The organism is Streptomyces sp. AC512_CC834 (assembly GCF_019049325.1).
In the GTDB taxonomy this organism is placed as follows: domain Bacteria; phylum Actinomycetota; class Actinomycetes; order Streptomycetales; family Streptomycetaceae; genus Streptomyces.
Genome location: NZ_JAGMUO010000061.1, coordinates 59,600 through 86,152 on the forward strand (window position 1 = coordinate 59,600; position 26,553 = coordinate 86,152).

The window sequence follows — 26,553 nt, forward strand, 5'->3', positions numbered from 1 at the left end:
CCCCGCCACTTCGTCGCATGCGCCGCAGAGCAGTACGAGTAATCCGCGTTCGGCAAGTACTGCGCCGATGGGAACCGGAACCAGGCCGGGGGAGGGGCGGCGGTGAAGTCGCGGTCGACCGGGTCCGGCGGCCGGGCGTCGTCGGTTCCGTTGACCGAGGTGCGGATGAGTCGCGCCGACGGCGACAGCTCAAGAACCCGGCAGATGGGATCGTCCCCGTGTGGTGTCGGTGAAATGTCGGCGGAAGGTAGGGGATCTGTCGGGGCTGCCGGCCGGACATCGGTCGGATGTCGGCGGGGTCCGGCATCTTTCTGGAGACGGCCGGCCCTCCCGGGCCGCCCAACAACTTACGGAGCCACCATGCACACCCCCGTCACGATCATCGGCGCCGGACTCGGCGGGCTCACGCTGGCCCGTGTCCTGCACGTCCACGGCATCCCGGTCACGGTCCACGAGGCGGAGCCCTCCCCCTCGGCACGCTCACAGGGCGGACTGCTCGACATCCGCGACTACAACGGGCAGCTCGCACTCACGGCGGCCGGCCTGACGGACGAGTTCCACGCCGTCGTCCTCGAGGGCCGCCAGGCGATGCGGATCCTCGCCCCGGACGGAACCGTGCTGCTGGACCAGGCCGACGACGGCACGGGCGAACGACCCGAGGTGCAGCGCGGTGACCTGCGACAGCTCCTGCTCGACTCACTCCCGGCAGGCACCGTCCGGTGGGGGCGCAAGGCCGACCGCGTCCGTGCCCTCGGTGAGGGCCGCCACGAAGTGACGTTCTCCGACGGCGACGCACTGGTCACCGACCTGCTGGTCGGCGCGGACGGAGCGTGGTCACGGGTACGGCCACTGCTGTCCACCGCCACTCCCGAGTACATCGGCAAGTCGGTCGTGGAGACCTACCTGTACGACGCCGTCACCCGGCATCCGGCCGCGGCGAAAACGGTCGGCGCGGGGATGTTGCTCGCCACCGCACCGGGCAGGGAGATCTTCGCCCACCGGGAGAAGGACGACACCCTGCACGCCTACGCGGGGCTGGCCGAGCCGCAGGACTGGTTCGCCGCCGTCGATTTCACCGATGCCGCGGATGCCGCCGCGCGGGTCGCGCAGGAGTTCGTCGGCTGGGTGCCGGAACTCACCGCGCTGATCACCGACAGCGATGTCGCGCCGGTGCTGTGCCCCCTCCACGCCCTGCCGACCGGACACCGGTGGGACCGGGTGCCGGGCGTGACCCTGCTCGGCGACGCCGCCCACCTCGCGGCGCCCAACGGCGAGGGGGCCAACCTGGCCATGCTCGACGGCGCCGAACTCGGTGCGGCCCTCGCCGCGCACCCCGACGACATCGAGAAGGCCCTCACCCAGTACGAGCAGGCCATGTTCCCCCGCAGCGCCGAGAGCGCAACCAACGGGTTGGCCGAGATCGAGTCCGCCCGCGACACGGCAGGTGCCTGACCGGGGTTCCCCGGCATCCGGGGAACCTCTCCCAATTACCGTCTTCGTAGCCCCGCAACGGGGGTACCGGCCTTCGGAGTTGGCACGACCACCGACTTCTCCGCAGGTCGGAAGGCTCTTCGCAATGTGGGTGTGGCGATCAGTGCCGTGGCAGGGCCGGACGAGTACGACCGGAGGACACGGCACGTGATCGACACCGGTGACATCGACGTCATGGCGCGTCTGATGGAAGCCCTCGAGGTGATCGAGTCCGGCGTGCAGCCGTTCCTGCTCGCCCTGCCGACCCACGCCACCGGCGCGGTGGACGCGAGCGCGCCGGCGGAACGCATCGCCGAACTGGAGCGTCTGCGGGTCGAACCGGCACCGGTCGATCTGGCGCAGGCCCTGCTGCGGCTCACCCCCACAGCGGACGAGGAGGTGCGGCGCGCCGCGGGTGATCTGCGGTCGGACGCCGGCCGGCAGCCGGCGCGCCGGCTGAGCGAGGGCGGCCTGCCACGCCGGGACTCGACCCCGCAGAAGTGGCCGGCCGCCGATCCGGCCGACGCTCCGCCCGGCGTGTGGGAGCCGGTGTCCCCCGGTCTGAACCGGACTCTTCCGCTTCCACCGGTCGCCGCGGCCCTGGCCGGCACCTACGAACGGGACCGCACTCACAAGGGGAGTCACATCACCTACGAGACCTACGCCGCACCGTCATGGGTGGCTCAGCTGCCGCATCACCGCGACAAGGTGGCCGCACGCGTCAAGAGCGCGGCGGACGGCCGCCTGCTCGCGTGCCTGGCCGAAGCGGGCGGCCCGGCGGGATACGCCCTACACTGGCAGATCGCAAGGAAGATCGACTACTTGAGCGACGCGGCGGTGGACGCCCTGCTCGTGCTCGCCGCCCGGGGACACCTGGACGGCAGGCTCCTCGCGGGCCAGTTGCAGGCGTCGATACGCAAGGGATCGAGTTCACCGAAACGTGTCACCGACGCGCTGCGTGCGGCGGCCGAGACCGGCGCGTAGCGACGGTCTGGTCCGTGCTGGAGCCCGCTCTGCCCGCGCTGCTGCGCGGCACACCGGTCCGGGGAGCCGGGGCGCTCCTCGCACTCGCGGTCGAGTGCGCTTCGCGCAGTGGGGCCAAGGGCGGCATCCCCGAGGTGGAGAAGCCGCCGCGCGCACCGGATCGAGCCAGACGGTGAAGCACGCCAGGCTGCTGCGAGACGTTTTGCTGACACCACTGTCCGTTTCTTCGCCGCGATGATGATCGGCCGCCGTGGCCGCGACCTCGCCGACCGGCTCACCAGTGCCGAGGACACCGGGACGAAGCCGCTGAAGACCCTGCCCCGCGGCCTCCGCCAGGACTTCGATGCCGTCACCGCCGGCCTCGGTCCGGCCGGGTTCGCACTCCTCCGCCCGCAGGTACTCGTCGCCGGCCAAAGACCGTCACCCTCCGCAGCCGCCCCAAGAAGCGGATCAGAACCACTGCCGCTGGACGTCGCCCGCGACGTGGGCCGCTGGGTCGCCCATCCGCCCGGCCCGACGATGCGGATCGTCGACCTCTGCCCCGGCGGGGCCAGGACCGACGCCCGCGACGCGTTCATCGTCGCGGACGCGGCCCGCGAGATGCCGCACACCTCGCGCTCGCCCGACCTGGAAGTGTGCGGCTGGGGTGTTGCAACGGCCGCCAGAACCCAAGTCCGGAGGGAAAGCGGGCGCGAGGGGTTCCGGGCGACAAGCCCTCAGCGGCTCCGGTCGAGTGTCACGGCGAACAGCTTGAGCCGGGCATCGTCCGGCAACCGCAGGGAGCGGACCGCACGGTTGGGGTCCAGGGGCATGGTGCGTGCGTAGATGTTGACGGACGGCCCGTCGCGGCCCGCGCCGGCGCGGTACCGGTACGGCGCCGCCACGGCCACGGTCTCGCCGGACTGAGGGCTGCCCGCCCAGTCGCTGAACCGCAGGGGCAGGGCGGCGGTGGAGCCGTCGGCGTAGGTGACGGTGCCGGCCCCCTCCACCGTGCCGCCCGAGGCGGCGCCCAGGACGTGCAGTTCCCGGGCCCGCACGTCGGGCAGTGCCAGGGTCTGTCCCCGGGCGGTGACCGTGTTTGTGGCGCCGTCGGCCGAGGACGGGAACACGAACGGTGCCCCGGCCAGTACCGACGGGCCGGTGGTGGGCAGCGTCTCGGCCGCATAACTCCAGCCCAGACCGTCGAAGTCTCCGGCGCCCGGATGCGCGGCCGTCGCGATGGAGTCGCGGTCGTAGACGCCGGTCAGATCGAGCGGGCAGGAGTCGGCGGAGGGGCCGCAGCCCAGCCGTCGGACGTCCAGGACGGCCGTCGTCGTCCGACTGCGCCCGTCGCGGGTGCGGACGGTGAACCGGATCCGGTGCTCACCGGCCTCCAGGGTCGCCGGGACGGCGATGTCCTGTGCCACGTCGACCTGCGCGAACCGGCCGCCGCTGGGTACGGCGAAGGAGTGTTCGTGATCCGTGCCGCCGAACGTCACGGTGAGCGTCCCGCGGACCGTGCCCGCCCCCTGGACCGTCGCCCGCGCGACGAAGGAGGCGGTGGAGGCTCGGCCGGCGAGCGTGACGGCCCGTCGCGGCGTGGCGGCGACCGACAGGGAGCGGTCGGGGTGGCGAGGGGGCGCGGGCCGTACCGGGCCGGGGCGGCCGAGCGTACGTGGGTCCACGGCGTCGGCCATGGCCTGGAGGCCGGCGTCGTTGGGGTGCAGATGGTCGCCGCTGTCGTAGCGTGTCCGCATCCGGTGCGGATCCGCCGGGTCCCGCAGGGCCGCGTCGAAGTCGACCACCGCGTCGAAGACGCCGCCGTCGCGGATCCACTCGTTCACCGACGCGCGGGCGGCCTCCTGCTCCGGGCTGTACGACCCCCATCCCTTGAACGGTGTGATGGTGCCGCCCAGCACGCGCAGGCCCGCGGCGTGCGAACGGTCGGCGATCTCCCGCAGCCCCGCGATGATCTGCTCCGCGTCGCCCTGGCGGGGTATCTGCTGGATGTCGTTGATCCCCTCCAGGACGATCACGGTCTGCGCGCCCGCCCGGCGCAGCACGTCCCGCTCCAGCCTGGCCGTGGCGCTGGGCCCGCCGCCCTCGGTCAGCACACGGTTGCCGCTGATGCCCGCGTTGAGAACGCCGAGCCGGCCGGCGGGGCCGTGGCTCGCACGCAGCCGTGCCGCCAGCAGGTCCGGCCAGCGCCGGTTGGCGCCGGGCGTCGAGGCGAAGCCGTCGGTGATGGAGTCCCCGAGGGTGACGACGGCGCCGCTGCCCGCCGCCGCGCCGGCCGGGCCCGGCTGGACGTCGACCTCGGTGACGTAGTGCCATGACTGCGTCGTCGACGGCAGTCCACCGCCGTCGAGGTCACCGGCGTGGTCCTTGCCGTCCGTGGCGTAGTACGAGGTGGCGAGGCCGGTGCCGTGCCGGGTGACCGGTCCGGACGGCTCGGGTGTGTACGTGGTGACGAAGAGTTCGGAGGCCTCGGCGACGGGGAGGCCGACCGGGTCGCTGTATGCCTCCGCACCCGCCGGGACGGTCACGGAACGGTGCCCTTCGAAGGTGAGGTCGCGCAGGGAGCGGGGCGCGATCGCGGCACTTCCGGGCACCCGCTGCAGGCTCACCGTCGAGTGGGCGAACCGAACGGGGCGCGTACCAAGGGCGTTGGAGAGCTTCACGCGTATCCGCTCGCCCCCGATGCTCGTGTGGACGAGATTGCGGATGGTGTACCCGGCGAACCCGGTCTCGCCCACGGTGTCGCTCGCCGCGGCCGCCCAGGTGCCGGTCCAGCTTCGCCGGTGTGCCGCGTTCTGCGCTCCGTGGGCGGGGGAGGCGGCGGCGGAGGAGAGGGGGAGTGCCGCGGTGGTCAGGAGCAACGCGACGATTGCTGCGCATCTTCGCATGGACTGTCCCTTCGGAGACGGGTGGCGCGCCTCAGGGAAGACAACGTTGTCAGAGCCTCATGCAAGTTATCCGGACCACTCTTGGGCGGTCAACCCCCGTGCGGGCGGGGTCTGTCGGAATCCTGGCGGGGTCTCTGGAGACCACGGGCGACTCGACTGGCCTGGTGGCCCTCGACCGCGGCCCGGGCTCGGTCACCAACCTGCGGCCGCACTTCCGGCGCGCGCTCAGCACCACGTCCACCGCGTACCGGAGGACCTTCGGCCGACGGGCACCGTACGCCCGCGCCCGACGTCCCCTCGGGGAGAGCCACTGCTCAGCGGGCGGAGACTCGCGCGTCGACGTGAACCAGCCCGGCCACACCGAACTGGAGCGTGAGGGGGAGCGTGCGCTGCCCGCCGGTGCCACGCGCCCGGGGCAGCTCCACACTCGGCCCGCCACCGGCACCGCCGAAGGTGACGGTGGTGCCGGGCTGGAGCAGAATGCCCGCGGTGGTTAGCACCCCGGTGCCCTTCGTGCCTTCGGCGCCGGCCAGCACACCCCGGCCGCCGGTGGACGTGGCGACCATGCCGAGGTGTTCGGGCACCGTGCTGTCGTTCCGTACCGACATGCTCAGTGTGCCGCCGGACGGGCCGAGGTGCGCGACCGCGTCGGTCACCGCCAGGTCGATATCGGCGATGCGCACCTCGACACGGCCCGGGGCGGAGGTGATGCCGGGGGTCTCGCCGGCGGGCGCGGTGGTGCCGGAGGGCCGGCCGTCGTCGCCGGTACCGGCGCAGCCGGCGGTGAGGAGGGAGAACGCGGCGCACAGGGATATGGCCAGTGCCGCTCGGGCGTTGCCAGTCATGCCTCTCATGTCCGCATCCTGTCAAGGCCGTTCCCGGCCCGGACCGTCACCCCCCTCGGGCAATCCAACTTCCGCTTATGATTCGACACGTGTTCGATGCGCGGCACATCAGGACCTTCCACGCGGTGGTGAACCTCGGCACGTACTCCGGGGCGGCCTCGCTTCTCGGCTACACCCAGCCCGCGGTGACCCAGCAGATGAAGGCGCTGGAGCGGTCGCTCGGCAGTCCGTTGTTCGTCCGGGTGGGGCGCCGGATGAGACTGACCGAGGCCGGCGAGACCCTGGCCCGGCACGCCGATACCATCCTCGAGAGCCTGTCCGTCGCGGAGGAACAGGTCACGGCGATCGCCCGGCTGCGCAGCGGCACGGTCAGGCTCTGCGGCTTTCCCAGCGCCAACGCCACCCTCGTCCCCGAGACCCTGGCCGAACTGGCCGCCGGGCACCCCGGGATACGGGTCGACCTGCTCGACGACGAACCTCCCGACTCGCTCACGCGACTGGCACGGGGCGAGTGCGACATCACGCTCGCCTTCACCTATCAGAGGCCGGCTGAGACGGTGCCCGACGAGGTGGTGGAGATCCCGCTGCTGGAGGACCAGCTCACGGTACTGATGCCGGTCGGCCATCCGCAGGCGCGGCGGCGGGCCGTGCGGCTCGCCGACTTCGCGGGGGAACGCTGGATCGTCGGCTGCGCGCGCTGCCGCACCAACTTCCTTCACGAGTGCGCCGGGTTGGGCTTCGCTCCCGACATCGCCTTCACCACCGACGACGGTCTGGTCACGCAGTCGCTGGTCGCCGAGGGACTGGGGGTCGCCATGGTGCCGGGCCTCGTGCTGTCCTTCCTCCGGCTCGACCGCGTCGCCGGCCGGGCCCTGCAGCCGGCCTTGCGCCGCCGGATCTCGGCGTACGTGCTGCGCGAGCACCTGCGGGTTCCGGCCACCGCCCTGGTGGTCGACACGATCAGGGAGGTCGCCGAGCGGCGCGTGGGCTGCTGACCCGCTGCCGGCGGGGCGGAGGGGTCCCCGCCGCCCGGCGGTCCATAAGCAATCGGCGTTCCATAAGCACTTGTTGGGCAGCACCGAAGCAACCGTCGTTGGACGCGGCCGGAGCCGCGCCGGACGCTGGGCGCCATGACCGATTCCCCGAGCGCCACCCGAACAGGAGCGTCCACTCGCCTCGACCGCCTCGACCGCCTCGTCCATGAGGTTCGGGACGTCGTCCGGCAGGGGCTGCCACCCGGCCGCACGGCCGGCCTGGTCGGCGACCGGCTGGCACCCCATCTCGGCACCGGTGATCTGCTGACGGACCGCCAGTGCGAGGGCGACGACGGGCACTACCGCCAGCACGTTCTGCACGCGGAGGAGGACGGCGGCTTCTCGATCGTCTCCCTGGTGTGGCTGCCCGGCCAGCACACCAGCATTCATGACCACGTCTCCTGGTGCGTCACCGGTGTGCACGAGGGCCGTGAGCACGAGCGCCGGTACGATCTGGTCCCGGGGGAGCCGGCCGGGCGTCTGGTCGCCACCCGGGACGTGGTCAACGATCGGGGCGAGGTGTGCGGCTTCGCACCGCCGGGCGACATCCACCGGGTGTGGAACGGCGGCACCGGCAAGGCGGTCTCCCTGCACGTCTACGGCGCCGACATCACCCGCCTGGGCACCAGCATCCGTCGCGTCTACCGGTCGCCGGAGGACGAGCGGTGACATGACGGACCCTCGAACGTTCGACTGCCGACAGGTGGTCTGCCACTGAACGCACGGTGTTCTCGGCGGGCCGAGGATTGCTTTCGCGTTGTTTCCCGCGTGGTTCGGAGAAACCGTGCTCGTTCGTCGCCGCCTGGTCGATGCGTCCTACCGCGTGGCCGGACCGTCTTCGTGATGCCCGCGGTCGCGCCCACTGCCTGCGGTGTGGGTATGCGCGGCGGATGCCGGACGAGCCGGTGCGGCGGTACCGCTCGCGCATCGGAATCCGCTCCTAGCACCCCCATGTGGCCGTCATCACGCCGATATGGGGGGATCGGAGCGTCTTCGTTCGGTGAGGGGGACGTACTCTGACGGAGATACGAAACGGTTTCGTTTCGACGGCTCTCCCTCTACTGAACCAAGGACTGGAGAACGTCCCCATGTCCCAGACAACCGCCGCGGGGTCGGAGACAACCCCGTTCCACAAGGCCGGTCCTCAAGCCGACGACGCCCCGTCCGGTCGCCGCTGGTGGATCCTCGCGATGATCGGCCTCGCCCAGCTGATGGTCGTACTGGACGCGACCATCGTGAACATCGCCCTCCCGTCCGCCCAGGCCGACCTCGGCTTCTCCGACGGCAACCGAACCTGGATCGTCACCGCCTACTCACTCGCCTTCGGCAGCCTCCTGCTGCTGGGCGGCCGGATAGCCGACCTGTTCGGCCGCAAGCCGGCCTTCCTGGTGGGCATCGGCGGCTTCGCGGTGGCCTCCGCGATAGCCGGCGCCGCCCCGAACTTCGAGGTGCTCGTCACCGGCCGCGCCCTGCAGGGCCTGTTCGGCGCACTGCTGGCCCCGGCCGCCCTCTCCCTTCTCACCACCACGTTCACCGACGCCAAGGAACGAGCGAAGGCCTTCGGCATCTTCGGTGCCATCGCGGGCTCCGGCGCGGCCGTCGGCCTGCTGCTCGGCGGCGTGCTCACCGAGTACCTGAACTGGCGCTGGACCCTCTACGTCAACCTCATCATCGCGGTGGTCGCGATCGTCGGCGGCTGGCTGCTTCTCGAGCGCACGGAGCGCGACCGCGGTGCCAAGCTCGATGTGCCCGGCACCGTTCTGGTCACCGCGGGCCTGTTCGGCATCGTCTACGGCTTCTCCAACGCCGAGTCGCACGACTGGAGCTCGCCCCTGTCGTGGGGCTTCCTGGCCGCCGGCACCGCGCTGCTGACCGTGTTCGCCTGGTGGCAGACCAAGGCCGCGCACCCGCTGCTGCCGCTGCGCGTACTCCTGGACCGCAACCGCGGCGCGTCCTTCGCGGCACTGCTGGTCGCCAGCGCCGGAATGTTCGGCGTGTTCCTGTTCCTCACCTACTACCTTCAACTCACCCTGGGCTTCTCCGCCATCCAGACAGGCCTGGCCTTCCTGCCCATGGTCGCGACGCTGATGGTGTCGGCCACCATGTCCACCACCTTCCTGCTCTCCGTGGTCGGGCCGAGGATCGTCGTGCCCCTCGGCATGGCGCTCGGCGCCGTCGGCCTGTTCTGGCTGACCGCCCTGGGCCTGGACAGCTCGTACGTCGCCAATGTCCTGCCGCCCCTCCTGGTCACCGGCCTCGGCATCGGCCTGGTCATGGCCCCGGCCATGAGCGTCGGTACCAGTGGCGTGGCCACCGAGGACGCGGGAGTCGCGGGCGCCTCCGTCAACACGATGCAGCAGATCGGCGGCTCCATCGGCACGCCCCTGCTCAACACCCTCGCCGCCGGCGCCGCCACGTCCTACCTCGTCGGCAGGAACCCGGCCGACAAGCTGGTCCAGGCCCAGGCGGCGATGGACTCCTACACCACCGCCTTCATGTGGTCGGCCGTGCTCTTCGTCACGGGCGCGCTGATCACGGTGTTGCTCTTCCGGCCCGGCGTCCCGACCGCGGCGGACCCGGACGCCGCCCCCACCGTCCACATGTAGGCGTCATGTGGCGGCTCGCACCCACCTGTGGGGACGGGGCGGGTGCGAGTAGTGGGCCCGGTACCGACGATCTCGTCGGCCACCGGGCCCGTTTCCGTTCGCCCGGAAACACGCCGGACCGACGATGAACCCGTTGACCCCGGCTGACGTTGTGCGGGTCTACCGCTGTCCCGCCAATCAGCGGCTCACCGCCACCGGCAAGGGTGCGATCGTCACCCAGGGGCCGGACAAGTGCCTGGGGATCGCCGGCCCCGGCACCGTATGGGGAAGTCGCGTGGAGATCGCCCCGTGCGACGGATCGCGGAACCGGCGCCGGACGGTCAGGAACGTCGCCTGAGCGTTCGAGTCCAAGGGGAGCTCGAGCTGCGGCGCCCACCGGCCGCCGACTTCGTGCGGCGAGCGGTGTGCGGGGCGCCCTGTTCCCGGACCTGACCCGGGCAACACGCACGATGTCGACCGGGGAGACCAGTCGTACATTGATCCCGGCCGGCCGCCTTGCCGGTTCGCCTCCGCCCGCGCCCCGACGAGGAGACTCCCATGCGTATCGGAATTGACGTCGGTGGAACCAACACCGACGCCGTTCTCGTGGACGGGAGACGGGTGCTGGCCACCGTCAAGGCGAGTACGACACCAGATGTGACCTCCGGGATCGTGGCCGCGATCAAGGGCCTTCGCAAGCGGCACGGGTTCGATCCGTCCCGGATAGGTGCCGTCATGATCGGCACGACTCAGTTCATCAACGCTCTGATCGAGGGCCGACAGCTCACGAAGACCGCGGCGCTGCGGCTGGGGCTGCCGTCGGGCGCCTCGCTCCCACCCCTGACGAACTGGCCGGACGCGTTGGTCAAGGCGATGTCGGGACGTGGCTACCAAGCCCACGGCGGCCACGAGTTCGACGGCCGGTACATCGCGGAACTCGACCCGTCCGAAGTGCGTGCCGCCGCGGCCGACATGGGCGCGGCAGGAATTCGCAGTGTGGCGATCAGTTCGGTCTTCTCTCCTGTCGACTCGGAGTTCGAGGTCAGGGCCGCGGAGATCATCAATGCCGAACTACCGGATGTTGACATCTCCCTCTCACACGAGATCGGCCGTATCGGCCTGATCGAGAGGGAGAACGCGACGATCCTCAACGCGGCGCTGCGTGAACTGGCGGGACACATCGTCAACGGCCTCGAGGAGGCCGTGGCAGGCACAGGAGTCACCGCGTCGATCTATCTCAGCCAGAACGACGGCACTCTGATAGATGTCGACCAGGCCCGCCGCTACCCGGTGGCGACCTTCGCGTCCGGGCCGACCAACTCCATGCGCGGCGCCGCGGTGCTGTCCGGGTTCGACACCTGCGCCGTCATCGACGTGGGGGGTACCACCACCGACATCGGCGTGCTCCAGGGTGGATTCCCCCGCGAGGCGACAGCCGACGTCCGGGTGGCCGGCGTCCGCACCAATTTCCGGATGCCCGAAGTGGTGTCCCTGGGCATCGGGGGTGGAAGCGAGGTCCGCGGTGAGGCGCCCGTCCCGGCGATCGGCCCCCGGTCCGTCGGCCACCGGCTGACCTCCAGAGCGCTGGTCTTCGGGGGTGACACCCTCACGACGACGGACATCGCCGTGGCCGCCGGACGCGCGGAGGTCGGGGACCGGGACCGGGTGCGGCACCTGGAACCTGCCTTCGTGGACTCGGTGCTGGCCCGGATCGCCGACGAGATCGCCGACGGTGTGCAGAGAATGCGTACGTCGGCGCGGCCCCTGCCACTGGTCGCGGTCGGAGGAGGGGCGCTCCTGTTGCCGGACGAGTTGGTGGACATCGGGGCGGTGCACCGTCCGGAGCACTCCGCCGTGGCCAACGCGATCGGTGCGGCGATCGCCCAGGTCGGCGGGGAGATCGACCGGGTGTACGCGATCGACACCGCGAGTCGCGAGTCCGTGATCGGCGAGGCGAAGGAGGAAGCGGTGGCCCGGGCGGTGGCGGCCGGCGCGGATCCTTCCACGGTGAGCATCGTCGACTTCGACGAGGTACCGCTGTCCTACCTGCCCGGCAACGCCACCCGTATCAGGGCCAAGGCCGTCGGGGACCTCCAACTGGCCGTCAAGGGCGAGGTGGCCCGGCATGCGTGAGATCACGGCGGACGACGTGGAGGAGATCGTCAGGGGGGGCCGCGATCCTGGGGACGGGCGGGGGCGGAGATCCGTACATCGGCATGCTGCTCGCCCGGGCGGCGCTGCGGGAGTACGGACCGGTGGAACTGGTCAGCCTTGACGACCTCGCGCCGGACAGTTGGCTCGCCCCGGCCGCGGGCCTCGGGGCGCCTCAAGTGCTTCTGGAGAAGCTGCCCGGCATCGAACAGGCGGCGTCCGCCCCACAGGCACTCGCCGCCGCCGCGGGACGCGAACTCACACATGTGACGTGCGTCGAGATCGGAGGGGTCAACTCCCTGATCCCCATCGCGGCGGCGGCCCGCACCGGCCTGCCCCTGGTCGACGCCGACATGGTCGGCCGGGCGTTCCCCGAGGTGCAGATGACCCTGCCCGCACTCCGGGGAATCAACGCGGATCGCATGGCGCTCGTGGACGAGAAGGGAAACCGGGCAGTGCTGCATGCGGTCGACAACCGCTGGATGGAGCGGCTGGCTCGCGGGATCACCGTCACGTTCGGCAGCATGGCCCTGGGCAGTACCTATGCCATGACGGGCCTCGAGGCAAAGGAATCCATGGTGGCCGGCTCGCTGAGCCTCTGCTTCGATCTCAGCAGGTGCGTCACCGCTGCCCGTGCCGGGAAGAACGACCCGGTCGACGCGGTCACCGCGCGGCTTGCCGGACAGCGGTTGTTCGACGGCCGTGTGACGGAGGTGCTGCGGCGCACGGAGGGTGGCTTCACCCGGGGTGAGGCGCGGCTGACCGGGGTGGGGCAGGACACCGGCACATCGTTGACGCTGAGGTTCCAGAACGAGTACCTGATCGCGGATCGCGAAGGCTCCGTACTGGCGACTGTCCCGGACCTGATCTGCACGCTCGATCCGGACACCGGGGAAGCGGTCACCGTCGAGACCCTTCGGTTCGGCCGGCGGCTCTCCGTGATCGTGGCTCCGGCGGATCCCCGCTGGCACACTTCGGAGGGGATCGCACTCGCCGGTCCGCGGTACTTCGGGTACGACCTCGATCCGGTACGTGCTCCAAGGGTGTGCGACCGATCCTGAGACGGAGCGTGAGTCCGATCGTGGCCAGGTGGGGACGGTCCGCTGCCGAGCCGGCGTCGCACCGGCCGTCCACGGCGTGGCCGGTGGGCCGGGTGACGGGCTCATGAGCCTCGGCCTGCGCCGTCTCCTGGCGTCCGAACAGTGGTCGACCTCCGTCAGTGTGCTGGCCGGGTCCCGCGCGCTCGACCGTCCGGTGCGCACCGTGCGTGCGGCGGTGACCGTGGACCTGCGACGCCCTCTCCACGAGGGAGAGCTGGTGGTCCTGATGCCGCCACTGTCGCTCGACGACTGGCGCGTCGACGTACTGCTGAGGAGGATCGCCGACGCGACCGGCGCGGGGCTCGTTCTGCCGGGGCTGGAACCGCTCCGGTCCACCCGCCGTCTCGCCGACCTCCTGGAGGTGCCGCTGCTCGGGACGACCGGTGCGCCGCTGGATCTGTGTGTGTCCGCCCGGATGTTCATGGCCGTGCCCGAACTGGACGGGGCCCGGCTCCTGCTGGACACGCATCGGGCACTCGGGAAGCGGGCGTACCCGCCCGACGTGGTCGTGGCGAAGTTCGGTGACATCGTCCACGCACCCGTGGCGCTGCTCGACGACAAGGGCGAACGCCTCGCCGGCGGGTTGTCGGTCACCGGTCCGAAGCCCGACGTTCTGCCGGTCCCGAGCCGCACCCCGCACGAGCGGGGCCTGGTGCTCGTCCATCCCGTGCCGCATACGGAGGCGAATCGCGTCAGTGAGTGGCTCGCCGTCGACCTTCCGCCGATCTCGGCGTGCCGCGCGGACGCCGTCGCGCGGGCGCTCGACGTGGCGGCCGGCGCGATCCAGCGCTGGCTGCTCTCCCACCGGCTCGACCTGGAGCGGGACGCCAGGTCACGCGGCACGCTCCTCGGCGATCTGCTGCGGCTGAACAAGGACCCGGGATCCGATCTGCGCCGACGGGCGGCCGACGCGGGCTGGGCGCTCGCGGGCTGGCACGTGGGCTTGCGGCTCAACACCGGCCCGGAGGTCGACACGATCGCGCGTCGCCCCGACATCACCAGGGTTCTGGAGGCGTCGGGCATCTCGCCGGTGGTGGTCGAGTACGGAAACGGCTGGGCGGCCTGGACGACGTACGACAACGAACCCACCACCGACCAGGTGGACCTGCTGGCGAGGCGCGTGCGCGACGCACATCGCACGCTGCGCCGTACCGTCGGGGCCGACATGGGAGTGGGAAGGCCGCACGCGGACTGGGGCGGTCTGGCCACGACGCTCGGCGAGGCCAGTGACGCGGCCAGGCTCGCCACGGCCCGGCCGGAGGTGGGTCACTTCCTGCGCGCGGACCAGCTGGGGATGGCGCAGCTGCTGCTGGAGTGGGCACGGACGGACACCTTCGAACCGGCGGCGCGCAAGCTGCTCGCCCCTCTCGGTGAGCTCCCGGGCGACCTCGTCGGCACCCTCTCCGCCTATCTGGACTCGGGGGGTTCGCTCGCGGAGACCGCGGCCGTTCTGGGCGTGCACCGCAACACCGTCGCCTCCCGCGTCGAACGCGTCGAACGGACCCTCGACGTCACGCTCAAGGACCGCGACGACCGGCTCGCGCTGCATCTCGCCTGCCGGACCGTGGCACTGGCGGGTGATCGCCGTCCGCGGCCCGGGTCCCGTCCCCCCGTCCCCCCTCGCTTCGGCACTGGCCGGGCAGACTGATCGCATGGTCATCGCCACTTCACAGATCGCGGCACTCGAACGGGGCGCTTCCCTCCTGGCCTCGGGCGGCAGCGGCGACACCATGATCGCGGCGGACTGGCTGAGGTCCGCGCTGGCGGCAGGGCACCGGTTGCCCCTCACCGCCGCGGCCGCACTCCCGCCCCAGGCCCGTGTCGTACCGGTCGGCGGGTTCGGGTCGACCGGTGCCCTGCTGGAGAAGCCACCGGGCGGCGACGAACTGGTCTCCGCCGTGGCCGCCATCTGCCGCTGGACGGGCGAGCCCGCGGACGCGCTGATGACCGTGGGGCTCGCGGGTTTCAACGGACTGCTGCCCTTCTTCCTCGGTGCCCGGCTCGGCCTGCCCTGGGTGGACGCCGACCTCGCCGGACGGGGGCTCACCAGGCTCAACCAGGCATCCGTCTGCGCGGCGGGCCGGAGCCTCGCGCCCATCGCCTTCTCGGAGACCGGAGGCGAACTGATGGTCGTCGCGGAAGGGGACCCTTCCCGGGTCGAGCGGACCGCACGCGCGTTCGCCAGTGGTACCAGCGGCTGGGGGATGATGGCACTCGCCCCCATCCCCGCCCGGCGACTGCGCGACTGCACGGTCCTGGGCACGGTGAGCCGAGCGCTCGCCCTGGGGCGCGACTCCCTGGCGTACGGCAACAGCCCTTCCGGGTTAGCGGAGTTCGCCCATGACTCGAGAGGGCGGATACTGGGCGGGGGCAGGGTCGTCGAGGTCCGGCGCAGGCCCGGCCCCACCCACCAGGGGCGTCCCGGATTCGCCCGGGGGACCGTCGCCGTCGCCGAGCCGGACACCCGCCGGACCCTGCGACTGGAGATGGAGAACGAGTACCTGGTGGCCCTGCGGGACGGAATGGTGGTCGCCACCACACCCGACGTACTCGCCGTACTCGACCGCCGAAACGGTGCCCCCGTCTCCTGCGATCAGGTGCGGCAAGGTCGCGACGTCGTTGTCGTACAGCTGCCGGCCTCGCCGTTCTGGCGGCATCCCCGACAGGGACTGACGCTGTCACCCCGAGCCTATGGATTCGACTGCGAGGCGCACACCCTGCCGTGAGCGGGGCCCGGACCCTTTCGGGCCCCGCCTCACGAGGCCGGCGGCAGGTTCAGTCGCCGCAGCACGAGCCGGCGCCCGGGGTCGCCGAACGCCGCGCGAGGGTCACCCCGTCGGGAACCGAGCCGCTCGGGTACTCCCACATTTCGCTGATCCTCCCCGACTCGACGTACAGGAACAGCTCCCTGCCCCGCCCGTCGCCGTCGAGGGACACCGTCGCCCCGGCATCGTCGATGGTCACGTCGAGCCCGACAGTGGTGCCGTTCAGACTGTCACGCAAGGGACACAGGTACTGCGTGACGATGTCCCGCGGTCCGCGCGGCTTCACGTCGTCCGTGCCGTGGAGCGTGGCGTGTTCGGCGATCAGGCGGGTGGCCCACTGGTCGAGGTCACCACGGTCGAGTGAGACGAGCAGCCGGCCGACGAGCGCTTCGTTCGGCTTCTGGATGAACATGTCAGTACTGCCGGACGAGGAGGGTGTGCGCCCCGATGGTCGTCGGGACGACGACCTTCCCGCCCCGCGGCTGGGGTACGTCAACGGGTTGGCCGTCGAGGAGTACCTGATAGTCGGCCTGGTCGATGAGCTGCGAGACGGTGAGCGTCGTCGGCTTGCCCAGGGCGTTCATGTCGGCGGAGGTGATCGCGACGTTCAGCGCTCGGGACTTGGCGTCGTAGTAGGCCTGACGGACCCGCACGGTGGGGTAATCGACCCCTTCGAGAGTGGGCTCGTGGAACTTGAGGGTGTTGGGACTGCTGTGCAGGGTGTGCCACTGACCGGGAGCGGCCACGGAGAACGCGGGCATCAGCCAGGCGTTGTACTGGCCGCGCGGCCAGTTCTCGCCGAGACCGAAGCCGAAGGAGAACTCGCCGTGCTCGTCGTCCCACGTCGGTTCGTAGTTGGCCTCGATGAATCCGCGCAGCGCGCTGTAGGTCTCACGGTCGCCCAGTTCCAACGCGCAGGCCGCGCCGAGCCCGGTCGCCGTGTTGGCGTCGATGTCCATCCCGGGGACGGGCGACAGGTAGGCGGTGCCGTCGGGCTGCTCGCGCAGGAAGTGGTGGAGCATGCCCGCGTACATGCGTTCGGACAGCGGACGGTCCAGTCCGATCCCGTGCCAGAGCACCGGGGCGTACAGTCCTGACCCCTGCATGTGGGGCTGGTTGGAGTTGAAGTCGTAGTCCGGGTCGTAGTAGTTGGACAGGGCTTCGATCCGGCCCGACTCCTCGTTCACGGGGAAGTAGTGACGCCGTCCGTAGCGCTTCCAGTTGTCGAAGGCGCTGAGCAAGTCGGTTCCGTGCATGACGTCGAAGAGGCGGACCGCACTGCCGGTCAGGGCGTTGCACCAGGGGAAGATCTTGCCGGCCTCACAGGCGATACCGGGCCAGAACTCGCGCCACTGCCGCGCGATCAGCTCGTTGAGCTCTCGGTGGTCGTAACGGAAGGAGTTCTCGGAGTCGTAGACCACATCGAACGGGCGGTCGTAACGGTCGTCGCCGGAAACGTAGGAGTAGAGCGACAGCGACAGGTTCAGGTAGCCCTTGTACATGAGGTTCTGTCCGGCACCCCGCACCGGGTCGGGGTCGTACTCGTAGCCGCCCGAGCCGTTTCCCGCCCACCCCACCGCGTTGTACTTCCCGGCCTGGCCGGGCGGGAACACGACCGTCCACTCCGGTGGGTACATGTCACGCGTCGGGTCGTCGCCCCGGTGCTCGAGCCACTCGTACAGCGACCAGTACTCCAGGTACCGGTCGCTCGCGAAACCGAGGATCTTCGTATAGACCTCGCGCCATGCCGGGGTCGTCTCGGCCATCAGGGCCAGCGACCACTGGCTCCATGTGAGGTCGTAGCGAGGGAAGTTGCCGAACGGTGTGAACGACCGGTCGTCCCACGACTCGTGAGGCGTGTCGTTCATGGTCCACGTACCTCCGTAGTCGACCTTGCGGTGGAGATGGGCCAGCCATCCGATCGACTCGTCACTGAGTGCGGGGATCCCGGGGACGATCTCGCGGCTCGAGCGCACACGGCCGCGGAACGGACCCCCCGATCCCGGCCGTGCGGTGAACGGTTCGGGCGTGGTGCCCTTCCACCATTTCCCGGTGGTCGTCCTGGGAGACATCGGAACCTCCTCTGGTGTCCGCACAGGTGTCGTAGGTGACTCCACAGCACGACACCGCGGCTGTCACCGGGCGGTTCGCCGACCGGGCGGCGAGGCCCTGCGCGTTGTGCCCAGTGAGCCCCGCGGACGGCGTGATCAGAAAGACGTGAACCCGGTGCCCGGCCGTCGCGTTGAGCCGTTCGTGATCACCACGGACGTGTCGTCCTTGCGACATGTCCCATCCGCGCCGGGACGAACCGGTGACACCGGCTCGGGCGGCGGCGGACTCTGTGCGGAAGTACGGCATACCGCTGTCAGGTGCCCAGCGGGCAGCGGCGGCACCAACGTGCCGTGCAGGACAACGGAAGGCATGAGAACTGATGAGACGGATACGCCTCGCGGCGGCCGTGGTGGCGGGGCTTGCCCTCGCCGCCGGCGCCGTGCCGCCGGTCGCGGCGGACAGCGATGTCGGCCCGGCGACGACGAGCAGGACCACCGCCCCCAGGTCCGCCGGCAGTGCCACCGTGCGCCTGATCACCGGTGACCGCGTCACGGTGACGACGGATGCGAGCGGCCGGCACACGGCCTCGGTGACGCCAGGGAAAGGCCGCCGGCATGTTCTCTTCCGCACCGTCGAGGAGGACGGCCGTCTGACGGTCCTCCCGTCCGACGCGAGGGCCCTGCTGGCGACCGGACGCCTGGACCGCGGCCTGTTCGACGTCACCTCCCTGCTCGACCAGGGATATGACGAGGCCCACACGGACACCCTGCCGTTGATCGTGAGCGGCGCCCAAGGCACCGGGGACACCGGGGACACCGGGGACACCGGGGACGCCGCCCTGCGTCGGCTGACCGCGCTGGCCGCCGACGGAACGAAGACCCGTGACCTGGAGACCATCGCGGCCAAGTCGCTGCGCGTCCCGGCCGGCGACCTCGGCGCCTTCTGGAAACGGCTCACCGCCGACCGCGGGGACGTGTCCGCCGAGGCCACCGCCCCCCGCGTCTGGCTGGACGGCCGGGTACACGCCTCGCTGGACCGCAGTACCGCCCAGATCGGTGCTCCCGTGGCGTGGAAGGCCGGTTACGAGGGCGACGACGTCAAGGTCGCGGTACTGGACACCGGCGCCGACGCCGGCCACCCCGACCTGGCCGGACGCATCAGCGAGGCCAAGGACTTCTCCGGCAGCGGCGGCACCGGCGACGGACAGGGACACGGCACCCACGTCGCCTCCACCGTCGGCGGCTCGGGCGCGGCCTCCCACGGCAGCCACAAGGGGGTCGCGCCCGGCGCCGACCTGCTGATCGGCAAGGTCCTCGGCGACGACGGCTCCGGCAGCGAGTCGCAGGTGATCGACGGCATGGAGTGGGCGGTCGCCCGGGGCGCCGACGTCGTCAACATGTCCCTGGGATCCGACGCGCCCAGCGACGGCACCGACCCGATGAGCCAGGCTCTCAACGAACTCTCCGAGTCCTCGGGAGCGTTGTTCGTCGTCGCCGCAGGCAACAGGGGACCGGAAACCGGCACGATCGGCAGCCCCGCCGCCGCGGACGTGGCCCTGACGGTCGGCGCGGTCGACCGGGACGACAGCCTCGCCGACTTCTCCGGTCGCGGACCCCGCCCCGGCGACGGCGCGGTCAAACCCGATGTCACCGCGCCCGGTGTGGGCATCGTGGCCGCGCGCGCCTCCGGGACCACCCTCGGAACCGTGGTCGACGACTACTACGTCGCCGCCTCCGGCACCTCCATGGCCACGCCCCACGTCGCGGGAGCGGCCGCGCTGCTCGCCCAGCAGCACCCCGACTGGACGGCGCCGCGCCTCAAGGACGCGCTGGTCAGCACCGCCCGCACGATGCCCGGTCAGCGCGTCACCGAACAGGGCGGCGGCCGCATAGACGTCGGGACCGCCGTACGGACCCCGGTCGTCGCCACCGGCACCCAGGCCTTGGGCACCTACGAGGCCGGCGAGGCAGGAACCCACACCCGGACCGTGAGCTACGCCAACCACTCGGGCGACGACGTCACACTCGACCTCGACGTCCGGCTGGCGACCGTCTCCGGCCGCGAGGCCGATCCCGCGGCGGTGCGCCCGGCGACGAAGAGCGTCACCGTCCCGGCCGGCGGCACGGCCGATGTGCCCCTGACCGTGGCACCCACCCTCGCGGCGCAGGGCCGGTACTACGGCTACCTCACGGCCACCTCCGCCGACGGCCGGACCACCGTCCACACCACGCTGAGCCTGCGCGTGCGCGGACCCGTGCACAAACTCCGGGTCGTCTCCTACGACCGCGCGGGCAACCGTGTGCAGAACTTCCCCGTCATCCAGGGTGCCGAGGGCTTCGTGCAGTACACGGACTGGGCGAACGCCGTCGCCGAGGTCGAGGAGGGCACCTACCAGGTGTCCTCCGGCACCGTGGAGCAGATGGACGGCAGGGAGACGCTGCAACACGTCGTCCTGCCCCAGGTCGAGGTCACCAAGGACACGACCGTCGTCGTCGACGCACGCAGGACGACCAAGGTCGAGATCCGCACTCCCCGGCCTGCCGAACAGCGCGGCATCCTGAGCTACCAGACGCACCGCGAGCTCGACGGCCGCGCCTGGACCGACGGCGTGATGTACTTCGACACCGCCCGCGACCTGTACGTCAGCCCCACCGAGCGCGTCACCGACGGGACGTTCGAGTTCACCTCCCGCTGGCAGCTCGTGGCCCCGATGCTCCGGGCCGACGTCGTCGGCGGCCCCCGAGACCTCAACCTCTTCTACGAGCCCACCTCCGCCCTGTTCGACCCGCGCGGAGCACGGCTCACCGCCGTCGCGGCCGGCACCACGGCCGCACCGGACTTCCGCGCCGCCCGGGGCCGGCTCGCCGTCGTCACCTACGTCGGGGACGGGAAGAGCGAGAGGGAACTCGTCGACGAAGCCGCCGCCGCGGGCGCCCGTGCCGTGCTGCTCGTCCACTACGAGGACAACGCCTGGACCCGGTGGACGCCCAACGGCGAGCGCACACGCGTGCCGCTGATACGCGTCGGCCTCACCGACGGCACCGAGCTGCTCAAGCGGATCGAGCGGCACAGGACCACGGTCGCCTTCACCGGCACCGCGCGCAGCCCCTACCTCTACGACGTCGTCCAGGTGTCCTCGCAGGGCATTCCGAAGCACGTGACCCACACGGTCTCCCGCCGCAACAGCGCCGTCGTGCGCTCCGTGTACGCCGACAATGGCGGCCTGCCCTGGGCGACGGAACAGCGCTTCGCCCGGCGGCCGTACAACGAGTACGCCTGGCTCCAGTACGCCCGCCACGTTCCGACCGGCTTCGCCCGCACCGAGTACGTCAGCGCGGGTGACACCGAATGGCAGCACCTGGTCCTCCACGAGACGGTGCAGGACATCGACTCGCTGCTCGACACCGGCATGCGCGACGCGCCCCGCACCTACCGGGCCGGCGAGCGGGTCGGTGAGACATGGCAGGGCGCGGTCGTGCGGCCCTCGATCCCGCGGGGCGGCGCCGTGCCCCCGACCACGTGTGACGCCGACGTGCTGAGGCTGCGGATACCGGAGTTCACCGACTCCGGGGCGGGCCACTGGTCCCGCGTGATCACGGACCCCGCCCTTCCCGGCGGGCCGGGCACGTCGGCGGCCACGGACACGGTCGGTGCCGTACTCAGCCGCAACGGTGAGAAGTTGGCCGACCTCGCGGACGCCTGGCAAGACGTCCAGGTGCCGTCCGGCCGCGCCGACTACCGGCTGGCGCTGAAGACCACCCGCACCTCCGGGGAATGGCGCTACGCCACGGCCACCGACACGACCTGGTCCTTCCGTTCCGGTACGACCACCGAGGCGGAGTCGCTGCCGCTGCTGCAGGTCGACTACCGGGCGCCGGTGGACGCGCACAACAGCGTGGGCCCGCGCCGCGCGTACTCGCTCGGGCTGACGATCCGTCACCAAGACGGGCTCGGCGCTCCGCGCGGGGTCAGGGCACGGGTCGAGGTCTCCTACGACGACGGCGAGCACTTCACCGATGCGAGGACCAGAGCCCGGGGCGCGGGCAGGTTCGCCGTCACCGTCAAGAAGCCGCCACGGGTACGGGGCGACGCGTTCGTGACGCTTCGCGTCACCGCCCGGGACGCGGACGGCAACGAGGTCCGCCAGACCGTGACCAGGGCGTACCTGCACCGCGGCTAGCACGCACCGCTCTGCGACAGCAGTCGCAGTCGCAGAGCCCCCTGCGCAGGGGAACCGGGCGCGGGCCGGCCTCGACCGACAGGTCGCAGGCGTCCCGCAGCCGGTCGAACTCCGTGCTGCCCGGGAGCAGAATCTTCAGGTGGCGGCTCACCGGGTGTGCTGCACGCCGGTCCGCAAACATGCCCCAGGAACACTCCGGTGACCGGCCAGCGCCCTCGTCGCCTCCTGGAGCCTTGGTGATGGAGCCGTCTACGGCGATGTGATCGAGGGCGAGACCGACGATCCGGTCGTAGGACTCCAACGCGATCTGTTTGAGCCTGGCGAAGACGCCGAGTCGGATCCACTCGTCACGGCGGCTGCGGATAGTGGTGACCGAGCAAGTCGTGTCGGCGATCGCTTCGTAAGAGCAGCCGAAACGCAAGAGCTGCAGGAGCTTGTCGAAGATGACCCGGTCGCTGATACGCCGGCGGTGGCAGTCGAGAGGATGGTCCGGGTGAAAATCCGGCCTGCGGGGAAGCAGGATCGCGAATTGGTCCCAGAGCGGTTCTGTCAGCCATGATGGCAGCGCGGGAACAGGTCTCCCAAGTGATCACAGGGCGTCCCATCTCCATGATCACCAGGACCTGTGCCCGGTTTGCGACCGGGCCCCGACCCCCCGACCGCGCCCCGGTCAGGACGAGGCGGTCGTCAAAGTCCGCAGCTCGGTGTCCGACAGACGCAGGTCCTGCGCGGCGAAGAGCGCCGGCAGCTGGTCGACGGTGCGTGCGGACGTAATCAGCGCGGTCACGGTCGGCTGCTGCGCGAGCCAGGCCAGCGCCACCGTGGCCATTTCCACCCCCCGTGCCGTCGCGATCTGCTCCAACGCGTCGAGCACCTTCACGCCGCGTTCAGTGTCCGCGTAGCCACCGGCGAGTCCGGGAACGTTGCGCACGTTCTCCGTACTCTTTCCAGGACGGTACTTGCCCGTGAGGAAGCCGGAGGCCAGTGCGAAGTACGGAACGCAGGCCAGCCCTTCACGCTGCACGACCTCCCGCCGCGCACCCTCGTACATATCACGTGAGACGAGGTTGTAATGCGGCTGCAGAGCCACGTAGCGGGCCAACCCTTCGCGATCGGAGAAGGCCAGCGACGCAGAGAGCCGTTCGGGACTGATGTTGGAGGCCGCGATGGCACGCACCTTGCCGGCCTTCACGAGATCGTCGAGAGCCGTGATGATCTCGTCCACGGGGATGGACTCGTCCCGGTCGAAATGAGTGTAGTAGAGATCGATGTGGTCGGTACGCAGCCGCCGCAAGGACTCCTCGGCAGCGGCCTTGATGTTGGCAGGCGCAAGGCCCATGTACTCGGGGTGGTCACCAACCTTCGTTGCGACGACCACGTCGTCGCGGTTACGGTGGGCGGCGAGCCAGTCGCCAATGATGCTTTCGGACTGGCCCGGCTCGTTGCCGGCGAAGTAATTCATATAGGAGTCGGCGGTATCGATGAAATTGCCGCCGCCAGCAAGGTAGGCGTCGAGCACCGCAAACGACTGGGTCTTTTCGGCGGTCCAGCCGAAGACGTTGCCTCCCAGACAGAGGGGGGAGACGAGGATGTCGGACGAGCCGAGAGTACGAAGTTCAGTCACGTCAAGACCAACGTGCGGTCGCCTGCCTGAAGTTCCGGCGATCTCTGCGCGCCTACTTCAGCGGGCAGTTGAGGCGTACTGCGATGGGTCCGCGGGGAGCTGTGGACCGCACGGTCCCGGCGCGCATGGTTTTCCCGTGTTCCTGCAGCACCGCTACCAGCAGCGGCTACGAAGATCCTGTCGCTGGTCACGGGGCTGATGTGAGTCGTTCCTCTACGACTCTCTGCTGCTTGCTTCCATGCTGGACCGCCTGGACGACTTCGGCCCGTTGCCCGATGCCGTCACCGTGCACTCGGACGCTGGTTATGAGTCGGACAAGACCCGCCCTCTGCTCGAAGAGCGCGGTTTCCACGGCCGCATCGCGCACCAAGGTAAGAATGCACCAATCCAGGCCAGCCGGCCTTGGCACGTGGAGCGCGCCCACGCCTGGCAGAACGCCTTTCACCGGCTCGCCCGCTGCCACGAACGGCGAGCCACCGTCATCGACGCCCTTTTCGATCTCGCCGTCACGACTATCACCGTGCGTAGCCTGAGCCGGCAGGCGTGGGCGACCCACCGCTGGAACGAACGCCCGAATCGCCGACTGATCCGCAGGGTGTGTCCAGTAGACGGCTGATCCAGTTTTGAGGGTGGTCAGTTGCCGGCCGGGGTTACGGTGTGGTCGGCCCCAAGAGGCAAGGCCCGCATGCCCCGAGTCGCCAACTGACCTCTGCCGTCAGCGGCAGCGTGGGCAGTGGGTGTCGTCTCCACGGGCTTGAACAGCACCGGTTGCACGTGGTCGCCCGCGCATTCGCGGGTGCCTGCCAAGCGTTTGGACAGGCGGGGTCCTGCGGGGTGTTGGGCGGGGCGATCGTCCGTGTGCGGTGGCGCCGTGGCGGGCCGGTCGGCTGGTGCGGAGGGCCCTGGTGGCGGCGAGGGCGGCACGTCGCGGAGCAGGTGACGTAGGAGGCCGCCGGGGCGGCGTACGGGGCTTCCGTCGTCGGGCAGGCCGCGCAGGATGTGCGTGCGGATGGCGGTGGGCGGGTGACCGGCGGCCAGCCAGCGGGCGGTGAGGTGCGTCAGTTCGGGGCGCATGGCGCGGGGGATGTGACGCAGGTCGGGGGAGAGGGCGGGGAAGGCGTCGACGAGGGCGCGGGCTGCGGTGAGGTGGGGCGCGGGCGGTGCGTCGTCGCCCGCCTGTGGGGTCTGCGCTTCCGCCTCCCCTTCCGCCTCCCCTTCCGCCTCCCCTTCCGCCTCCGCTTCGGGCGGTGCGGGGGGCTTGGGGGGTTGGTTGGAGGTGTTTCCCTCCTGGTCTTGGGGTGGATAACCGTCGGTGGGCGGAGGGGTCGGCTCACCGACGGCCGGTGAACGACGACTCGGTGCGAGCTGCGGTGGCGGTGCCGCGCGCTCGGTGGTGGTCGTCCCGGCCGGGCCCACGGGCGTCTGGGCGAGCAGCTTGAGGGCTTCGGCCTCGTTCAAGGGCACGTTGGAGACGAGCTGTTGGGTGACCCAGAGCCCGCCGGGTGCCTGGAGCCGCCGTTCGTGCACGAATCCCTCGTCCTTGAGCTGCCGCTTGGCCCGGGTGAAGGCACAGCCACCGATACGGGCACGTTCAGCCGTACGGGAGAGGGATTCCCGGGTACCGGGAGGGAGCGAGAGCTGCCAGGTCAGGAGCCGAACGGCGTCGGAGGACAGCCGGGGATGCCGGATGAGGTCGTGCGAGAACTGGGTGAAGGCGCGCGGGGGCGCGATAAAGTGCCGGTAGATCACGGTGGAGTCATCTTCCACTAGTGGTTGAGGCCCTTGCCGACGGGTCCTAAGCCGTCGGTGAGGGCTGCTCTGTGTGGTGACGCTGAGATGGACGGTAGCGCACGGATTGTGTCTGTATCGCCGCGTTGAGTGAAGAAAGCTTTCGCTGGTCGTCGTTCACCCGCACGAGGCAACTTGCCCGCTCGCGGCCCATGTTGACGCAAGCCCGTCCTGGTCTCCGGTTACGGAGAGTGGCTGGATGACGTCAAGGGGGCGACCGGCGACCGCCTCCTCGGGACGGGTTGTTGGACGTCGTTGACGAAGGAGAACAGCAGGCACACGGCGACGGATTCGATGCCGGCGTCCTTGAACTCCCGTACGACGGACCGGACCTCGTCCTCGTCCAGGGGCTCGACCACGGTGCCGGTGTGGTCGAGCCGTTCGGTGACGCCCTTGCGGAACCGTCTCGGGACGATCGGGTGCGGGGCGGGAAGATGGAGATCGACCATGCTCTCGCGATGGCCGCGCCGGATCTCGAGCAGGTCCCGGAAGCCCTCGGTCGTGGTCAGGCCGGTCGCGGCACCGTGATGTTCGAGCATCGCGTTGGTGACCACCGTGGTGCCCAGGACGATGTGCTCGGTGTCCTTGAGCAGCTCTTCGGTGCTGTTGCCGTAGTGCTCCGCCATGACGGAGACCGCCTCGAGGACCGCGGCCGACTCGTCGCCGGGCCGGGAGGAGACCTTGCCGGTGAACATCCCGGTCCGGTCGCTGGCGACGAAGTCGGTGAACGTTCCGCCGACATCTACCGCAATGGTGTGGGTCATTGGTCAAGTCCTGGGGGAGAGAGGGCCGAATCCCCGGGTGTCTCCGGGGCATGGCCGGCCGTGACCCGACGGCGGCGCCGCCGCGGCACCTGCCGACGCTTTCATGCGGGCCATGCTCCCGCCGGGGTGTGCCGCGCACACCGGGAGAACTCCCGGTCGGACTACGGGGACGGTGCCGGACGACCGACCCGCCGTCGCCGCCGGGACGGGCCACGCCCGGGTTGGTGGCGGTGGATAGAGTCGCGGGGTGGAGATCCCCCGCCTGCTCGACGGCCGGCTCAAGTTCCGGCACCTGGTCCTGATCGACGCGCTCTCGCGCCGGGGGA

At 70.7% G+C, this 26,553-nt stretch carries 18 protein-coding genes and 3 pseudogenes; 13 read left to right on the forward strand and 8 right to left on the reverse strand.

Going from position 1 to position 26,553, the window contains the following annotated elements:
* The first annotated feature begins 360 nt into the window (after positions 1-360).
* From KUM40_RS21905 to KUM40_RS41550, 4 genes and pseudogenes are all read left to right on the forward strand, one after another.
* Positions 361-1,452: an NAD(P)/FAD-dependent oxidoreductase gene (locus tag KUM40_RS21905; RefSeq protein ID WP_217167729.1), complete on the forward strand. Its 1,092-nt coding sequence runs from the start codon at positions 361-363 to the stop codon at positions 1,450-1,452.
* 132 nt (positions 1,453-1,584) lie between these two features.
* Positions 1,585-2,454 (forward strand): hypothetical protein, encoded by an 870-nt coding sequence (locus KUM40_RS41540; RefSeq protein ID WP_254395472.1) that lies wholly within the window; start codon positions 1,585-1,587, stop codon positions 2,452-2,454.
* 14 nt (positions 2,455-2,468) lie between these two features.
* Positions 2,469-2,630, forward strand: a complete 162-nt coding sequence (locus KUM40_RS41545; protein ID WP_254395473.1) for a hypothetical protein — start codon at positions 2,469-2,471, stop codon at positions 2,628-2,630.
* A gap of 283 nt (positions 2,631-2,913) precedes the next feature.
* Positions 2,914-3,081: pseudogene (locus tag KUM40_RS41550) on the forward strand (IS110 family transposase); the annotation flags it as partial.
* Between the two features lie 89 nt (positions 3,082-3,170).
* Here the strand turns inward: KUM40_RS41550 and KUM40_RS41555 are convergent.
* Positions 3,171-5,339, reverse strand: coding sequence for an SGNH/GDSL hydrolase family protein (locus KUM40_RS41555; protein WP_254395474.1), 2,169 nt, complete (start codon positions 5,337-5,339; stop codon positions 3,171-3,173).
* Between the two features lie 314 nt (positions 5,340-5,653).
* Positions 5,654-6,193: a hypothetical protein gene (locus tag KUM40_RS21920; RefSeq protein ID WP_254395475.1), complete on the reverse strand. Its 540-nt coding sequence runs from the start codon at positions 6,191-6,193 to the stop codon at positions 5,654-5,656.
* Between the two features lie 80 nt (positions 6,194-6,273).
* On the opposite strand from KUM40_RS21920, the gene KUM40_RS21925 reads away from it, so the two are divergent.
* The 7 genes from KUM40_RS21925 (at position 6,274) to KUM40_RS21955 (ending at position 15,780) form a co-directional block, all read left to right on the forward strand.
* Positions 6,274-7,179 (forward strand): LysR family transcriptional regulator, encoded by a 906-nt coding sequence (locus KUM40_RS21925; protein ID WP_217167730.1) that lies wholly within the window; start codon positions 6,274-6,276, stop codon positions 7,177-7,179.
* Positions 7,180-7,314: 135 nt separating this feature from the next.
* Positions 7,315-7,887: a cysteine dioxygenase family protein gene (locus KUM40_RS21930; protein WP_217167731.1), complete on the forward strand. Its 573-nt coding sequence runs from the start codon at positions 7,315-7,317 to the stop codon at positions 7,885-7,887.
* Positions 7,888-8,306: 419 nt separating this feature from the next.
* Entirely contained in the window at positions 8,307-9,824 is a 1,518-nt protein-coding gene (locus tag KUM40_RS21935; RefSeq protein WP_217167732.1) for an MFS transporter, read from the forward strand.
* 537 nt (positions 9,825-10,361) lie between these two features.
* Positions 10,362-11,936: a hydantoinase/oxoprolinase N-terminal domain-containing protein gene (locus KUM40_RS21940; protein WP_217167733.1), complete on the forward strand. Its 1,575-nt coding sequence runs from the start codon at positions 10,362-10,364 to the stop codon at positions 11,934-11,936.
* Positions 11,937-12,019: 83 nt separating this feature from the next.
* The gene (locus KUM40_RS21945; protein WP_254395477.1) at positions 12,020-13,015 is read left to right on the forward strand and encodes a DUF917 domain-containing protein; all 996 of its coding nucleotides are present in this window, start codon (positions 12,020-12,022) and stop codon (positions 13,013-13,015) included.
* A gap of 28 nt (positions 13,016-13,043) precedes the next feature.
* Positions 13,044-14,702: a helix-turn-helix domain-containing protein gene (locus KUM40_RS21950; RefSeq protein ID WP_308401205.1), complete on the forward strand. Its 1,659-nt coding sequence runs from the start codon at positions 13,044-13,046 to the stop codon at positions 14,700-14,702.
* A 4-nt stretch (positions 14,703-14,706) separates the two neighbouring features.
* The gene (locus tag KUM40_RS21955) at positions 14,707-15,780 is read left to right on the forward strand and encodes a DUF917 domain-containing protein (RefSeq protein WP_254395478.1); all 1,074 of its coding nucleotides are present in this window, start codon (positions 14,707-14,709) and stop codon (positions 15,778-15,780) included.
* 49 nt (positions 15,781-15,829) lie between these two features.
* On the opposite strand, the gene KUM40_RS21960 is transcribed toward KUM40_RS21955, so the two are convergent.
* Both KUM40_RS21960 and KUM40_RS21965 read right to left on the reverse strand, forming a co-directional pair.
* A complete protein-coding gene (locus KUM40_RS21960; protein ID WP_217167735.1) occupies positions 15,830-16,231 on the reverse strand; it encodes a hypothetical protein in 402 nt (133 codons plus the stop codon).
* Between the two features lies 1 nt (position 16,232).
* Positions 16,233-17,891 carry a hypothetical protein gene (locus tag KUM40_RS21965; protein WP_217167736.1) on the reverse strand — a complete coding sequence of 553 codons (1,659 nt, stop codon included), beginning with the start codon at positions 17,889-17,891 and terminating at the stop codon, positions 16,233-16,235.
* Between the two features lie 359 nt (positions 17,892-18,250).
* Between KUM40_RS21965 and KUM40_RS21970 the strand changes: the two genes are divergently transcribed.
* Positions 18,251-22,051, forward strand: coding sequence for a S8 family serine peptidase (locus KUM40_RS21970; protein WP_217167737.1), 3,801 nt, complete (start codon positions 18,251-18,253; stop codon positions 22,049-22,051).
* Between the two features lie 196 nt (positions 22,052-22,247).
* Here KUM40_RS21970 and KUM40_RS21975 read toward each other — a convergent pair.
* Positions 22,248-22,616: pseudogene (locus KUM40_RS21975) on the reverse strand (transposase); the annotation flags it as partial.
* Positions 22,617-22,721: 105 nt separating this feature from the next.
* Positions 22,722-23,675, reverse strand: coding sequence for an aldo/keto reductase (locus KUM40_RS21980; RefSeq protein ID WP_217167738.1), 954 nt, complete (start codon positions 23,673-23,675; stop codon positions 22,722-22,724).
* Positions 23,676-23,889: 214 nt separating this feature from the next.
* Here KUM40_RS21980 and KUM40_RS21985 point away from each other — a divergent pair.
* Positions 23,890-24,291: pseudogene (locus KUM40_RS21985) on the forward strand (transposase); the annotation flags it as partial.
* A 17-nt stretch (positions 24,292-24,308) separates the two neighbouring features.
* Here the strand turns inward: KUM40_RS21985 and KUM40_RS21990 are convergent.
* Positions 24,309-25,442 carry a hypothetical protein gene (locus tag KUM40_RS21990; protein ID WP_217167739.1) on the reverse strand — a complete coding sequence of 378 codons (1,134 nt, stop codon included), beginning with the start codon at positions 25,440-25,442 and terminating at the stop codon, positions 24,309-24,311.
* A 203-nt stretch (positions 25,443-25,645) separates the two neighbouring features.
* Entirely contained in the window at positions 25,646-26,227 is a 582-nt protein-coding gene (locus KUM40_RS21995) for a hydantoinase/oxoprolinase N-terminal domain-containing protein (RefSeq protein ID WP_217167740.1), read from the reverse strand.
* Positions 26,228-26,553: the final 326 nt, after the last annotated feature.